Source organism: Actinokineospora bangkokensis (genome assembly GCF_001940455.1).
GTDB classification, from domain to species: domain Bacteria; phylum Actinomycetota; class Actinomycetes; order Mycobacteriales; family Pseudonocardiaceae; genus Actinokineospora; species Actinokineospora bangkokensis.
Genome location: NZ_MKQR01000011.1, coordinates 129,960 through 143,686, shown reverse-complemented (window position 1 = coordinate 143,686; position 13,727 = coordinate 129,960). Strand labels below are relative to the sequence as shown.

Genomic DNA, 13,727 nt, shown 5'->3' with positions numbered 1-13,727 from the left:
GCCGATGTCGATGCCCTGACTCCGGGGCAGTGCAGGCGCTAGGTTAACGGGCGTGCGCTCGGGTGAGGTGATCACGACGATCCGCAGGCGGGGTGAGTTCGCTCTCGCGTGCGGGACCGCGGTGGCGATGTTGGTGGGGATGCTGTGGTTCGCCGCGTTCCAGCCCGGGGCTGCGGACTACCCCACGACCGCCGCAGCGCTCGCCGTCCTCTGGGCTGGCCTGTGGCCCGGGCTGCTGCCCGCGCTGAACGCGCGGTTGGTGGTGACCACGCGAGGGCTGGAGGTCACGAACTACTACACCCGCCATTGGGTGCCCTTCGCGGCGGTCAGCTGGGTCCAGCGCACCGATGAGGTCGTGCTGCACCTGGTCGGCGGGCCGCGCCTGAAGGTTGCGGCGGGCGCGTGGTCGGTGGCGTCAAGGCTGCGAGGTGATTCGGTGCAGCGCGAGATCGCTGACCGCATTGAGCGTGCCAGGGATGCGGCCCGAGCTGAACCGGATGCTGACACCGCGGTGCGTCGTGAATTCGTCCTCCAGCCTTATCCCGCTCTGGCGATCCTGGTTGTCGTGGAGGGGGTCGCGCTCGCGCGACACCTCATCGCGGGCTGAAACCGTCTCCGGGAGGGCATTCCCGGCTGTGCCAGCCGCGGTGGGACGCAGATGACGTACGTGCAGGTCGGCGGGTTGGTGGGTTCACGACACGCCGACGATCGACGTCCCACGGACGTGTGGTGTCCGTTTGTCCACTGTGCAGGGAGTGCAATGCCTTGAAGGCACACCAGCGAAGGAGGAGACATGTTGTCCAGTGCACTCCTGTCCGCGGTGATGACCTTCGCCGCGGCCACCGCACCTGTCAGCCCGGCCGCCGAGGCGCCGTCGCTCGACCTGAAGCAGGAAGCGCTCACCGCCCACAACGAGGCCCGGGCGCGGTACGGGGCCGCGCCGCTGAGCTGGAACGACGCGCTCTACAGCGATGCCCTCGCGTGGGCGCGGTCGTGCAAGTTCCAGCACTCCGTCAGCGGGGGTGCCTACGGCGAGAACCTGGCTGCCGGTGCCCCGGCCCTGAGCGTGCGCGATGCCGTGCGGCTGTGGGTGGACGAGGCCAAGAAGTACGACTACGACAACCCCGGGTTCTCCGCGGCGACCGGCCACTTCACCCAGGTCGTGTGGAAGTCCACGAGACAGGTGGCGGTCGCGGTGGCCAACTGCCCGGCCGGGACGATCTTCTCGGTCCCGTCGGTGTTCGTGGTGGCCCGCTACACCCCGCCCGGCAACTACCTCGGCCAGTTCGCGGTGAACGTGGGCCGCCCGGTCTGAGCCGGACGGTTCACCTGGACGGGTTTGGATCCCGCTGGTTCGGGCATCCCCAGGGCATGAGCGCAGACAACAAGATCGACGCCAAGGCCGACGACCTCAAGGGGAAGGCCAAGGAGGCGATCGGCAACGCCACCGATGACAAGGACCTGGAGGCCGAGGGCAAGGGCGACCAGGCCAAGGGTGACCTCAAGCAGGGTGTGGAGAAGCTGAAGGACGCCTTCAAGCACTGACCTGCTGTGCGGCCGTGGTGCAGGGGACACACCCCCTGGGCCACGGCTTTCGCACGTTCAAAACCAGGTGCGCCCTGGCGTGCGGTGGTGTGGGATCGTGGCCATGGGGATCGAACTGGGCACACCCGACGTCAACGGGCTCGCAGTGGTCGTGGGCGCGCTGCGGGACTGGCAGTACGACGGGCCGTCGGTGCACCTGCACCCCGGCGACCTAGGTTGGTTCTGGCGCTTCGGCCGGCAGAAGACTGCCGAAGCGGTGCGGATCTGGACCCGTGGCGGCACCGTGCTGGCGATGGGGATGCTCGACGCCCCCGACCTGCTGCGCCTGACCATCGCCCCGGACGCCAGGCAGGACCAGGAGTTGGCCGATCAACTGGTCGCGGACCTGACCTCGCCGGAGCGCGGCGTGCTGCCCGGGGGAGCGGTCGACGTGGAAGCCCCCATGGACGCCCTGCTCCAGGAGGCCTTGCTCGCGCGGGGATGGCTCCCCGGCGAGCCGTGGACACCGCTGCGCCGCGACCTCGCGACCGCGCCGGAACGGGTCGACCTGCGCATCGAAACGGTCGGACCGGATCTGGCGCCCACACGGCTCGCAGTGCACGCGGCGTCCTTCGCCCGTTCCACCCTCACCCTTGACGGCTGGAACGCGATGCGGGCCGCGCCGACGTACGACGACGCCCGGTGCCTCGTCGCCTTCAACGGTGATGACGCCGTGGCCGCGGTGACGGTCTGGTCCGCTGGACCGGGAAAACCCGGGCTGCTCGAACCGCTGGGCGTGCACCGCGACCACCGCGGCCACGGGTACGGCAAGGCGATCGGCATCGCCGCCGCGTCCGCGCTCCGGGAGATGGGGTCGTCGAGCGCCGTGGTCTGCACCCCGACCTCGAACACCGCCGCCGTGGCCACGTACCGGGCAGCGGGGTACGACCAGCTGCCCGGCGTGCGCGACCTGCACCGGGAGGCCTAGGCCGCGCGGGATCAGCAGGTGACGCTGCCCTTGCGAAGCGCGTGGTTGTCGTCGTTGCTGTCGTCGGACCACGTCACGGAGCGGGTGCCGTTCGCGCAGGTGGGGGAGAGGGCGAAGCCCTCGTTGTTGTAGTCGGGCATCTGCGCGGGCTTGGCGAAGGCGGCAGTGGTGGTGAAGTAGCCGTTCTGGATCCGCAGGGTGCGGTGCTGGCCGTGGCAGGTGTCGTCGCAGACGGCCCAGAGGCGGGCGGCCTGCGGCTCCCACTGGAGTTCCATGACCCCCGCCAGGCCGGTGCCGAACGAGGCGACACGGGTGAAGGCGCCCGAGTCCTGGAGGACGAAGCCGTGCACCATGGCGGTGCCCTCGACCCCGACGAAGAAGACGCCGCCGGTGTGGGGGCCGTAGCCGGAGGGGGCGTAGGCCGCGCCGGTGGACGCATCGACGAAGCCCGCGGCGGTGAGGGTGCTGTCCGGGACCCAGGTGATCGCCTCGAACCCGAGGTTGGACCCGACCGGCGGCAGGGCCGGGGTCAGGTTCCACTCGCGGGTGGCGGTCAGCGTGGTGGCCGTGCCGCTGACGTCGTAGCGCAGCACCGACGTGCGGCTGGTGCCGGAGGAGGCGTCGCTGCGCTCGCTGGAGACGTACACGCCGCCCGCGGCGCCCGCGCTGGTGACGGTGACGCCCTCGCTGTCGGCGTAGCCGCTGATCGTGGGGAACTTCAGGCGCTTGCCCGAGCCCCAGCCGCTGCTCGTGTCGGGCGTCCAGCCCGTCGAGGTGGGCAGCAGCCGCCACAGCTTGCCGGAGTTCTGCGCGGCCCAGAGCACGCTGCCGTCCTGGTACAGCCCGCTCAGGTCGGGGCCGAACACGTTGCTGCCGTCGGCGGTGGAGACCGCGCCGCTGCCCGGCCACGCCGAGCTGGGCAGGGAGGACGGGCAGCTGTTCGGGCCGCCCAGGGTCATGCCCGCCGCGGTCAGCGGGCCGGTGCCGTCGGTGCAGCGCGACCAGGACGAGTCGCCGTGCGTGGACCAGCTGACGCTGTCGATCTGGGTGCCGCCGGGCAGGAACAGCCGCGCCTTGTCCGCTGAGCCGAGGCCGAAGGCGTTGTGCACGTCGAACGCGCGGTACCGGCGGGGACCGAGGGTGGTGCCGGACGGGATGGTGAACGCCGAGGCGTCCTGCTCGTCCTTGATGACCCACCCGGAGATGTCGACGGTGCCGGTCCCGGTGTTGACCAGCTCCACGGAGTCGTCGACGACGCCGGTGGTGACGACCTCGTTGATCCGGATGTCGGTGTTCGCGGCCGCCGCGGGGGCGGTGAGCAGGCCCGCAGCCAGCAGCGGGAGTGCGGTGGCGGCGAGCCACGCGCGGGGGGTGCTGTTCACTGGTCTGTCCTCGGGGTCGGCGGGGCGACGCGATCACGTTTCCGGGTGCGGCGCAACGCGCGCCACCACGGCGGTGGGCGCGCGGTTGAACGGTGGTCGAACTCTCCGGGCGCCCGCGCCGGGGTGCCCGGGGCTGGGGCTCAGACCGCGTGCAGGACGGGGGTGCGGGCGAGCAGGTGACCCGACTGCGGTTGGTGGTGCGGGTCGTACGGGCCGGGGGCCACGTCGACCTCCGACCCGGAGTAGAAGCCGACGCTGTAGTCGTGCTGGATGGTGATGGTGGAGGGCAGGCCCGCCTTCCACAGCACCCAGCTGGGGTCGAGGCCGCGGTAGCAGTGGCCGCCGTACCAGTCGTCGTTCATCGTCAGCAGCACCCCGGACAGGGTGGCCTGGTAGGTGACGCGGAACTGCGCGGTGCCCAGGTTGGAGAACAGGTAGGCGGTCTCGGTGGAGTGCGGCGGCACGTCGCTGGAGGCGCCCGCGTCGACCCCCACCTGGATCGACTGGGTGCGCGTCGTGGTGTCCGACCAGTCGGTCTCGAAGCTGAACGACTGCTCGCCGGAGATGTCCCCGAAGCCCTCGATGCCCACCTTGACCCCGATCTTGGTGGAGCTGGTGAACGACCCGCCCTGGGTCTGCGACCGGGCCACCGTCTCGGTCTTGGACGTCGACATCCCCGCCGAGTAGTGCACGGGGTGGTCGGCCTCGTTGTCCCACTGCACGTGGTAGGCGATGACCGGCGCCGCGTCGATGCCCAGGAACTCCGCCCGCGTGGACTGCAACGTGGTGGTGACCGGCGCCCAGCCGAAGACGTCGTAGGAGTTGTCGTAGCGGTGGTCGCCGGGGTTCGGGTGCGGAGTGGTGGGGTTGTGCAGGAACCACCGGTCGGGGTTCTCCCCGATCGCGGCCCCGCACGCGCCCCGGATCCGCTGCCAGTCCCCGAAGCCGAACGCCGCCGCCTCCTGGTCGGTGATGGTGTGGATCAGGGTTCCCCACGCGTTCGCCTGGCACTGCGCCGGGTCCACCGCGGCCGTCAGCGCGACGTTGAGGTCAGCCATCGTTCACTCCGATCTCCAGAGGGACGTGACCACCGCGGCCGGGTGCGGCCAGGTGGCACGTGCCCTGCCTATCGGGCCCGCCGAAGACGCTGTTTCCTTTTCCCCGCAACGTTCCCACTCGTGAGGGACGACGCGCCCGCGTTCGTGACCGGCAGTCAGCGCAGCCACCCGGTCGGGTGGCGTGCCCGCATCCGGCCTCTGTCGAAAGTCGTAGGCGGTCACCCCTTTCGACAGAGGAACTGCCCGCGCCCCGTCCGTAGCGTTCGGGACGAGATCACCACGGAGGACGACTTGATCACGTTGAACGGGTTGACGAAGCGCTACGGGGAGACCGTGGCGGTGGACGGCGTGGACCTGGCGATCGCGCCGGGGCGGGTGACCGGGTTCCTCGGGCCCAACGGGTCGGGCAAGTCCACCACGATGCGGCTCATCCTCGGGCTCGACAGCCCCACCCGGGGGACGGCGCTCATCGACGGCAAGCCCTACGCGGCTTTGCGGCACCCGCTGCGGAGGGTGGGGGCCCTGCTGGACGCGAGATCGCTGCACCCGGGGCGTCGGGCGCGCAGCCACCTGGTCGCCATGGCGCGCAGCAACGGGATCCCGGTGTCGCGGGTCGACGAGGTGCTGGGGATCGTGGGCTTGGAGGGAGTGGCGCGCAAGCGGGCGGGCTCGTTCTCCCTGGGCATGGGGCAGCGGTTGGGGGTCGCGGGGGCGCTGCTGGGCGACCCGGACACCCTCATCCTGGACGAACCGGTCAACGGGCTCGACCCCGACGGGGTGCGGTGGGTGCGCGAGCTGCTCCGCGGGCAGGCCGCGCAGGGGCGCACGGTGTTCCTCTCCAGCCACCTCATGAGCGAGATGCAGCTGACCGCCGACCACCTGGTCGTCATCGGCCGCGGCCGGGTCATCGCGGACGGGCCGGTCGAGGCGATCCTCGGGGCCAGTTCGACCACGGCCGTGCGGGTGCGGGTGCCCGACCCCGACGACCACCGGCGGCTGGTCGCCCGGTTGCGCGAGCGCTCGTTGACCGTGTCCGGCACGAGCGCCGACACCATCACCGTCGCCGGGAACGCGGTGGCGGAGGTGGGGGACCTGGCCTTCGCCGAGCGGGTGCGGCTGCACGAGCTGCGCGTGGTCGAGGCGTCCCTGGAGGAGGCCTACCTCGAGATCACCGCGGCCAGCGTCGAGTACGGGGCGGAGGCCGGGCGATGACGGGCGGGCGGACGCCGCGCGGCGGCGGGTTCACCGGGGCGGTCGCCTCCGAGTGGACGAAGTTCTGGTCGCTGCGGTCGACCTGGTGGTGCTTGGTGTCGGCCACAGCGCTGCTCGCCGCGTTCACGGCGGTGATCTCGTTGGCGGCCAGGGTGCAGGCCGAGGCGGAGGGCGGTGCGGCCGGGTCGGTGCCCGTGGGGTCGGTGGGGCTCGCGGGGTTGCAGTTGGTGCAGTTCGCCGTCATCGCGTTGGCGGTCCTGGCCGTGTGCTCGGAGTACCAGACGGGCAGCATCCGCTCGACGTTGCAGTGGGTGCCCCAGCGGGGGCGCGTGATCGCCGCCAAGACCGCTGTTGTCGGGGTGGTGTGCCTGTCGAGCGGGATCCTGTTCGGCGTGGTGGGGGACGGCATCGGGTGGGTCGCGCTCGGCCCGTTCCGCGCCGGGGGCGTGGGCGAGGTCGTGCGCGATGTCGTCGCCGTGACCGCCTACCTGACCCCGCTCGGCGTGCTGAGCATGGGGCTCGGGTTCGTCGTCCGCAGCACGGCGGGCACGTTCGCGGTGGTGCTGCTGCTGGTGTTCGGCCTGCCCGCCGCGGTCCAAGCGGTCGACAGCGCCGTGCTCAACGCGATGGGGCACTACCTGCCGCTCTCGGCGGGTGGGTACCTCGTCGACCACGCGGTCGAGCCGTACGGCCCGGTCACCGCTGTGGTCGTCCTCCTCGCCTGGGCCGCCGCCGCGGTCGTCGCGGGCGGCGTGCTGCTCCGGCGCCGAGATGCGTGAGGCGGGTCAGGCCCCGTCGACCAGGTGCGCCTCGTGGCCGACGATCGCCGCCTCGACCCGGTTGCGCACCCCGAGCCGGTTCAGGATGGAGCTGACGTGCGTCTTCACCGTGCCCTCCACCAGGGACAGCTCCTTGGCGATCTCGGCGTTGGAACGGCCCCTCGCCAGTCGCACCAGCACGTCGCGCTCCCGGGCGGTCAGCTGCTCGGTCAGCTTGCGGGCCGCGGCCGAGCGGGCGAGCCGATCGCCGCTCAGCCCGGAGATGACCCGGCGGGCGACGCGCGGGGACAGGTACGCGGCCCCGTCCGACACCGCGCGCACCGCGGCCAGCAACTCCCGCGGGTCGCCTGCTTTGAGCAGGAACCCGCTGGCGCCAACGCCCAGGGCGCGGGCGATGTGCTCGTCGTCGCCGAAGGTGGTCAGGATGACCACGGCCGTCGCCGGGGCGCCGCGGTGCAGTTCCGCCGCCGCGGCCAGGCCGTCGAGCCCGGGCATCCGCACGTCGAGCAGCACCACGTCGGGGCGGTGGCGCAGGACCGCGTCCACCGCGGCGCGGCCGTCCGCTGCTTCGGCGACGACCTCCAGGCCCGGGTCGGTCTCCAGGACCGCCCGGACCGCCGCGCGGACACCGGCCTCGTCGTCGGCCAGCACCACCGTGATCATCGGGACCCCCTGTGCACCCTGAGCGGTCCCATGCTCGCACAGCGGACCCGGGGGTAGGGTCGGGCCCCGTGGTCGCACTCGCCCGGTCGCGGGACCGCCGCGCGCTGCTCGCCGCCGCCGCGTCGTGGGTGTCGGCGTCCGCTCTCGTGCTGGCGGGTGCGCCGATCGGACCGCTGCCGCTGCCGTGGTGGTGGCGGGTCACCTTGATCGTCCCGCTCGCGGCGGCGATCCTGCTGGTGCGGGTCCTGCCGGTCGCCTCGCTGGTCGCCGTCGCGGCGCTGAGCCTGCTCGACGCCTGGTTCCTGGCGCCGCTGCTCGTCTTGTCCTATGTGGTCGGTCGGGGCGACGCGCGGGAGCGTCGGGTGGTGACGGCGTTCGGCGCGGTCCTGCTCTCCGGGGTGGTCGCGTTGCGCCTGCTGCCGGGCGTGGTTCCGCAGGTCGTCGTGCTGCTCGCGGTGCCGGTCGTGCCATGGCTGCTGGGCAGGCACCAGCGCGTGCAGCGGGACTTGGCCGCGGCGGGGTGGTTGCGCGCCAGGGAGGTCGAGCGCAGGCAGCGCGAGGTGGCGGAACGGGCTCGGGTGCGCGAGCGGTGGCGCATCGCGCGGGACATGCACGACCGGTTGGGCCACGACCTGAGCCTGCTGGCCCTGCGCGTCGGTGTGCTCGAAGTCGCGGGGGAGGGCGACGAGAGGGTCCGGCGACTGGCCGGTGAGCTGCGGGAGGTCGCCCAGGGGGCGGTGGAGCGCCTGCACGAGGTCATCGGCGTGCTGCGGGCGCCCGCGGACGAGCCCGATGCCACGCCCGAGGACGTCCCCGCCATGGTCGACGCGGTGCGAGCGGCGGGGATGGACGTGGTGTTCGCCGTCGACGGGCGTGTCGACCTGCCGGAGGACGGGGAACGGGCGCTGCGGCTCGTGGTGCGCGAGGCGTTGACGAACGCGGCGAAACACGCGCCCGGGTCCTCGGTCCACGTCCAGTTGCGCGGCACCGCGGGCGCTGTCGAGGTCGCAGTGCGCACCAGCGCGCCTCCTGTGCCGGTGACGAGCGCGCCGGGGAACGGCAGCGGGCTGGTCGCCCTCACCGACCAGGTGGCCGACTTCGGTGGCGAAGTCGAGTTCGGACCGAGTGGGGGCGGGTTCGAGGTGCGCGCTGTCGTGCCCCGCGGGCTGCCGACGCCTGAGCCGTTGCCGACAGGGCGCCGGCTCGTCTCGCCGTTGTTCGTCCCGGTGGCGGGTACAGCGGTGCTGTTGGGCGCGATGATGGTGTACTTCGCCGACGCCACCGAGGACGCCGTGATGGCGCCGGACGTCTACCAGGGCCTGCGTCTCGGTCAGACGCGTGACGAGATCGCCGGACTGCTCCCGGAGCAGCAGGTCGCCGTGACCGTCGGCTCACCGCCCGCGGGCGTGGTCTGCGAGCACTACCGCACGCGCAACGGCGACTTGTTCGAGTCGGACATCCCGGTCTACCAGCTGTGCTTCACCCAGGGGCGGCTGACCGCCAAGGACGACGTCCAGGCCCGCTCGGGGTGACCGGCGGGGGCGCGCCCCCGCCGGTCACCCCGAGCGGTCAGCCGACCACCTGCACCTTGTCGGCTTGCGGGCCCTTCTGCCCCTGCACGACCTCGAAGGACACGTGCTGGCCCTCCTTGAGCGACTTGAACCCGTTGCTCTCGATGGCGCGGAAGTGCACGAACAGGTCAGCACCCGATTCGGGGGTGACGAACCCGTACCCCTTCTCGTCGTTGAACCACTTCACCGTGCCGTTCTGGCGCTCGGCCACATCTCCTCCTGGGGATGTCTCATCAGGACCGGGGAGGAGTCTGGCGGTCGGGCACCCCGCCGGTCAGCGCCCCGGGGCGAGGTTCACCCGAAGATGTCACTGCTCGGTGGACTGCCTGCGGCCGCGGTCGGGGGAGCGGGCGGGCAGCGCGGCGGAGGCGAGCAGCGCGAGCTTGTCGGCGTCGTCGGTCCCCGGGTCGGGGTGGCACACCACCAGCATGACGTTGTCGGTGCCGGTGACGACGAGCTTCTCCATGTTGAGCGTCAGCGGGCCCACCTGCGGGTGGTCGTAGCGCATCAGACCGCCCCGCAGCGGGGTCACGTCGTGGCGCGCCCACAGCTGGCGGAAGCGGGGGCTGGCCAGCGACAGCTCACCGACGAGCTCGATCGAGCGGGCGTCGTCGACGTCGGTGCCGATCGACTGGCGGAAGCCCGCGACGAGCACCTGGGTGGCGACCTCCCAGTCGGGGAACAGCGCCCGCTCGGCCGGGTCGAGGAACACGTCCCGCAGCCGGTTGCCACCGACCGCCAGGCGCGGGGACAGGGCCGTCGCCAGCGGGTTCGCGGCGAGGACGTCGAGGTGGCGGCCCTCGACGAAGGCGGGGAACGGCAGGCCCGCGACCAGCTTGGCCAGGCCGGGCGGCACGGTCTCCTTCCGCGGGCGGCGCGGGCGCCGGGGCTTGTCGGCGGCCAGCCCGTGCAGGTAGCGGGTCATGCCCTCGTCGAGGCGCAGCACCCGGGCCAGCGCGTCGAGGACCTGCGTGGATGGGTTGCGGTCGCGGCCCTGTTCCAGGCGCAGGTAGTAGTCGGCGCTGATGCCCGCCAGCATCGCCACCTCCTCCCGGCGCAGGCCCGGCACCCGGCGCAGGCCCAGGACCGGGAGCCCGACCTGCTCGGGGGTGACGAGTTCGCGGCGGGCGCGCAGGTAGTCGCCCAGCAGGTTCTGCTCGTCGGTCATGACCCCAGCGTAGGTCGGTCGCGCCGCCGGTGACTGGTCCCGCCACTACCAGGAACGCAGGGGCACTGGCTGCGCGGGCGGGCGCGTCGAAGCATGGTCGGCATGACCCGACTGCGCGTGCTCGTCACCGGTGGGTCCGGCTTCATCGCCGGGCACTGCCTCCGCCAACTCCTCGACCAGGGCCACCTCGTCCGCACCACCGTCCGGTCGCCGGACCGCGAGGCCGCCGTGCGCTTGGTGCTCGCGGGCGTCGCGCCGTTCGACGCGGACGCGCTGAGCTTCGCGACCGCCGACCTCACCTCCGACGCGGGCTGGGCGGAGGCGGTCGCGGGCGTCGACGTCGTGCTGCACGTCGCCTCCCCGGTCCAGCCCGGCCACGTCGACGACGACGACGACCTGGTCGTCCCCGCCCGCGAGGGGACGCTGCGCGTCCTGCGCGCCGCCCGCGCCGCCGGGGTGCGCCGGGTGGTGCTCACCTCCGCCTTCCACGCCGTCGGCTGGGGCCACCCGCACACAGACCACGTCTTCACCGAGGACGACTGGACCGTCCTCGACGGACCCGGCGTGGACGCCTACGGCCGGAGCAAGACCCTCGCCGAGCGCGCCGCGTGGGACTTCGCCGCCGAGGGCGGCCCCGAGTTGGTCACCCTGCTGCCCGTCGCCGTCATGGGCCCCGCCATGGGCGAGGCCGTCTCGGGCGCGAACCACATCGTCCAGTCGATGCTCAGCGGCGCCTTCCCGGCGTTGCCGAACCTGTTCATCCCCGTCGTCGACGTCCGCGACGTCGCGGCCGCCCACCTGCTCGCGATGACCGCCCCCGAGGCCGCCGGGCAGCGGTTCCTGCTCTCCACCGGCCCCGCCCTCGCGATGGGGGACATCGGCGCCCTGCTGCGCGCCCGCCTCGGCGACGCGGCCGCGAAGGTCCCGACCCGCACCCTCCCCGACTTCGCCGTCCGCCTCGGCGCCCGGTTCTCCCCGCGCCTCCGCCAAGCCGTCCCCGACCTCGGCTACGCCAGGAGAACCAGCAACGACAAGGCCCGCCGCCTCCTCGGCTGGCACCCCGGCGACCCGGGCGACGCGATCATCGCCGCCGCAGAAAGCCTGGTGCACAAGGGGTTGGTGCACAGCTGACCTGCGGCCGGTCATGGCGTGGCGGCTCGGCGACCGCGGGCGACAGCTCCCGGCTGGCTGCTCGCGAGCGTGGTTGTTCGCGTTTGTCCTCGGCCTGATGGGGGAATCCACCTACCGCGCCTCCCGCCCCGCGGTTCTCGGCGCTACCTGGCCACAGGTGATCTTGCACCTCCCCACCAGCAGAGAGGAACACCATGGCCGACACCACTGCGGTCGCCCAGAGCGTGGTCCGCCCCCTCGTCGCGCCCGGTTGCACGCGGGTGACGTCATGACCGGCCCGCGGCCGGGTGACGGCCACCTGGACACCCGCCGGGGCGTGGCCGAGCCGCCGCCGGAGCAGACCACCCAGCAGATCGACCGGACCGGTGCCGGGTACCGGCAGGGCACCCTCGGGGAGAACCACGGCGTCCCCGGGGACAACCACGGTGCCTACGGGGACAACCACGGTGCTTACGGGGACAACCGCGGCACCGTCGGTCCGGACACCGGGGCGGAGGTGCACCGCGGGGACCCGGACACCGGCAGGCACGGGACGGGGGAGCGCCCCCGCCCGACCCACCGCGACGTCGTCGCCGGGCAGCAAGAGCGGTTCGGCGGCACGAAGTGGGGGTCGGCGTTCTTCGGCTGGCTGACCGCCGTGGGCACCGCGGTGCTGCTGACCGCCCTCGTCGTGGCGATCGGGGCGGTGTTCGACCTGGACTGGGCCGCGCAGGCCGACGAGGCCGCGCGGACCCCGGGCTCGTTCACCCCCGCCAGCATCACCGGCGCCGTCATCACCGCCGTCGTCCTGCTGCTCGCCTACTACAGCGGCGGGTACGTGGCCGGGCGCATGGCCCGGTTCTCCGGTGCCCGCCAGGGTGTCGCGGTGTGGGTGTGGACGATCGTCATCGGCGTGGTGGCCGCCATCGTCGTGGCCGCTTCCGACGTCGACCTGCGGGTGCCCGCGGGCGTCCCGGCGCTGCCGGTCGACCAGGACGCGCTCACCCTCGGCGGGGTGGTCGCCGGGGTCGCCGCCCTGGTGATCGCGCTGGTCGGCGCCGTCCTCGGCGGGCTGGCGGGCATGCGGTTCCACCGCAAGGTCGACGCCCTCACCGTGGAGGAGCCCATCGCCTGAGGTACCCGGGGATGGGAACACCGGACAGCGGATCGCCGCCGCGCAGACCTCGGTCGTGCGGCGGCGGTCCGCTGTCCGGGGCTGGACAGGGGGACTTCCGGTGCAGATAGTGGTACTCCCGCCGCCCCGGAGGAGGACCCAGATGGCACCGCCGCGGCGTTCCGGGGGTGGGCGGGAGGTCGCGTGGGTCCTGCGGAACGGCTCGTTCGCTGAGGCGTTGGACGCGGCGATCCGGGCTCGGGGGTTGACGCTCGACCGGTTGCGCTACCACCTCGCCGAGCAGGGGATGGACGTCAGTGCGGCGACGCTGAGCTACTGGCGGCACAACCGTCGGCGGCCGGAGAAGCCGGAGTCGTTGCGGGCCGTGCGGGCGTTGGAGGGCCTGCTCGGGGTGCCCGCGGACTCGTTGATCACGCTGTTGGGCCCGCCTCGGCCTCGCGGGCGGTGGGTGAACCGGGGGGTGGGCGCGGCCGGGGCGTTGATGGCGCAGTTCGACGACCCCGACGAGGGCGTGCACGAGGTGGTGTCGGCGCACGACGTGTTCACCGTGGCGGGGGATCGGTCGGAGCGCGGGGTGCGGTCGCGGTTGGTGCTGCGGGGGACGCGGGGGCTGGTGACGCGGCGGTTGGTCAAGTACCAGGCCGACGACCCGGAGTTCCCGCCCGAGCTGATCGACGTGCGGTTCTGCCGCACCGGCCGGGTGCGGTCGGATCCCGCGGCGGGGTTGATCGTGGTGGAGCTGCTGCTCGACCGCGCGCTCGGGGCGGGGGAGCACGCGGTGGTGGAATACGAGGTGGCGGCCAAGCCGGGACCGCCGGTCGAGCACTACTACCGGCAGCTCACCCACCCCATGGCCGAATACAGCCAGCAAATCCAGTTCGAGGGGCCTCCGCCCGCGTGGTGCCACGGCTTCCGGCAGCGGGCGCTGAGCGGCCCCGAGGAACGCACGGAGCCGCTGCCGGTCGGGCCGTCGGGCTCCAGCTGCTTGGTCGGGATCAACCTGCCGCCGGGGGTCGTGGGAACCCGCTGGGCGTGGTGACGCGAATTCTGTGAACGCCGGTTCTTCACAGTTTCCACATCCTGAACGACAGCTGCGGCACAGTCGCTGGCCTGCGCGTCGACGATCGTTAACAGAAT

The 13,727-nt window shown here is 72.8% G+C and carries 15 protein-coding genes; 10 read left to right on the top strand and 5 right to left on the bottom strand.

What is annotated here, in order from left to right:
* The first annotated feature begins 52 nt into the window (after positions 1–52).
* From BJP25_RS11630 to BJP25_RS11615, 4 genes are all read left to right on the top strand, one after another.
* A complete protein-coding gene (locus BJP25_RS11630; RefSeq protein ID WP_143219012.1) occupies positions 53–607 on the top strand; it encodes a hypothetical protein in 555 nt (184 codons plus the stop codon).
* A 186-nt stretch (positions 608–793) separates the two neighbouring features.
* A complete protein-coding gene (locus tag BJP25_RS11625) occupies positions 794–1,315 on the top strand; it encodes a CAP family protein (RefSeq protein WP_084793917.1) in 522 nt (173 codons plus the stop codon).
* A gap of 56 nt (positions 1,316–1,371) precedes the next feature.
* The gene (locus BJP25_RS11620; protein ID WP_075974884.1) at positions 1,372–1,545 is read left to right on the top strand and encodes a CsbD family protein; all 174 of its coding nucleotides are present in this window, start codon (positions 1,372–1,374) and stop codon (positions 1,543–1,545) included.
* 103 nt (positions 1,546–1,648) lie between these two features.
* The gene (locus BJP25_RS11615; protein WP_075975076.1) at positions 1,649–2,512 is read left to right on the top strand and encodes a GNAT family N-acetyltransferase; all 864 of its coding nucleotides are present in this window, start codon (positions 1,649–1,651) and stop codon (positions 2,510–2,512) included.
* Between the two features lie 11 nt (positions 2,513–2,523).
* Here BJP25_RS11615 and BJP25_RS11610 read toward each other — a convergent pair whose 3' ends face one another.
* Both BJP25_RS11610 and BJP25_RS11605 read right to left on the bottom strand, forming a co-directional pair.
* The gene (locus BJP25_RS11610; protein ID WP_084793916.1) at positions 2,524–3,894 is read right to left on the bottom strand and encodes a lamin tail domain-containing protein; all 1,371 of its coding nucleotides are present in this window, start codon (positions 3,892–3,894) and stop codon (positions 2,524–2,526) included.
* Between the two features lie 140 nt (positions 3,895–4,034).
* The gene (locus BJP25_RS11605) at positions 4,035–4,952 is read right to left on the bottom strand and encodes an ETX/MTX2 family pore-forming toxin (protein WP_075974883.1); all 918 of its coding nucleotides are present in this window, start codon (positions 4,950–4,952) and stop codon (positions 4,035–4,037) included.
* A gap of 291 nt (positions 4,953–5,243) precedes the next feature.
* Between BJP25_RS11605 and BJP25_RS11600 the strand changes: the two genes are divergently transcribed.
* Positions 5,244–6,164 (top strand): ATP-binding cassette domain-containing protein, encoded by a 921-nt coding sequence (locus tag BJP25_RS11600; protein WP_075974882.1) that lies wholly within the window; start codon positions 5,244–5,246, stop codon positions 6,162–6,164.
* Positions 6,161–6,943, top strand: coding sequence for a hypothetical protein (locus BJP25_RS11595; protein ID WP_075974881.1), 783 nt, complete (start codon positions 6,161–6,163; stop codon positions 6,941–6,943). The genes BJP25_RS11600 and BJP25_RS11595 overlap by 4 nt, the downstream gene beginning before the upstream one ends.
* Positions 6,944–6,949: 6 nt before the next feature.
* Here the strand turns inward: BJP25_RS11595 and BJP25_RS11590 are convergent, their stop codons facing one another.
* Positions 6,950–7,606 carry a response regulator gene (locus tag BJP25_RS11590; protein WP_075974880.1) on the bottom strand — a complete coding sequence of 219 codons (657 nt, stop codon included), beginning with the start codon at positions 7,604–7,606 and terminating at the stop codon, positions 6,950–6,952.
* 68 nt (positions 7,607–7,674) lie between these two features.
* Between BJP25_RS11590 and BJP25_RS11585 the strand changes: the two genes are divergently transcribed.
* Positions 7,675–9,138, top strand: a complete 1,464-nt coding sequence (locus BJP25_RS11585; protein WP_075974879.1) for a sensor histidine kinase — start codon at positions 7,675–7,677, stop codon at positions 9,136–9,138.
* Between the two features lie 37 nt (positions 9,139–9,175).
* Here the strand turns inward: BJP25_RS11585 and BJP25_RS11580 are convergent, their stop codons facing one another.
* Positions 9,176–9,388 (bottom strand): cold-shock protein, encoded by a 213-nt coding sequence (locus BJP25_RS11580; protein ID WP_075974878.1) that lies wholly within the window; start codon positions 9,386–9,388, stop codon positions 9,176–9,178.
* A 96-nt stretch (positions 9,389–9,484) separates the two neighbouring features.
* A complete protein-coding gene (locus tag BJP25_RS11575; protein WP_075974877.1) occupies positions 9,485–10,345 on the bottom strand; it encodes a helix-turn-helix domain-containing protein in 861 nt (286 codons plus the stop codon).
* A gap of 102 nt (positions 10,346–10,447) precedes the next feature.
* Between BJP25_RS11575 and BJP25_RS11570 the strand changes: the two genes are divergently transcribed.
* The 3 genes from BJP25_RS11570 (at position 10,448) to BJP25_RS11560 (ending at position 13,629) form a co-directional block, all read left to right on the top strand.
* The gene (locus BJP25_RS11570; protein WP_075974876.1) at positions 10,448–11,476 is read left to right on the top strand and encodes an NAD-dependent epimerase/dehydratase family protein; all 1,029 of its coding nucleotides are present in this window, start codon (positions 10,448–10,450) and stop codon (positions 11,474–11,476) included.
* A gap of 268 nt (positions 11,477–11,744) precedes the next feature.
* A complete protein-coding gene (locus BJP25_RS11565) occupies positions 11,745–12,590 on the top strand; it encodes a hypothetical protein (protein WP_084793915.1) in 846 nt (281 codons plus the stop codon).
* 142 nt (positions 12,591–12,732) lie between these two features.
* Positions 12,733–13,629, top strand: coding sequence for a helix-turn-helix domain-containing protein (locus BJP25_RS11560; protein WP_075974874.1), 897 nt, complete (start codon positions 12,733–12,735; stop codon positions 13,627–13,629).
* Positions 13,630–13,727: the final 98 nt, after the last annotated feature.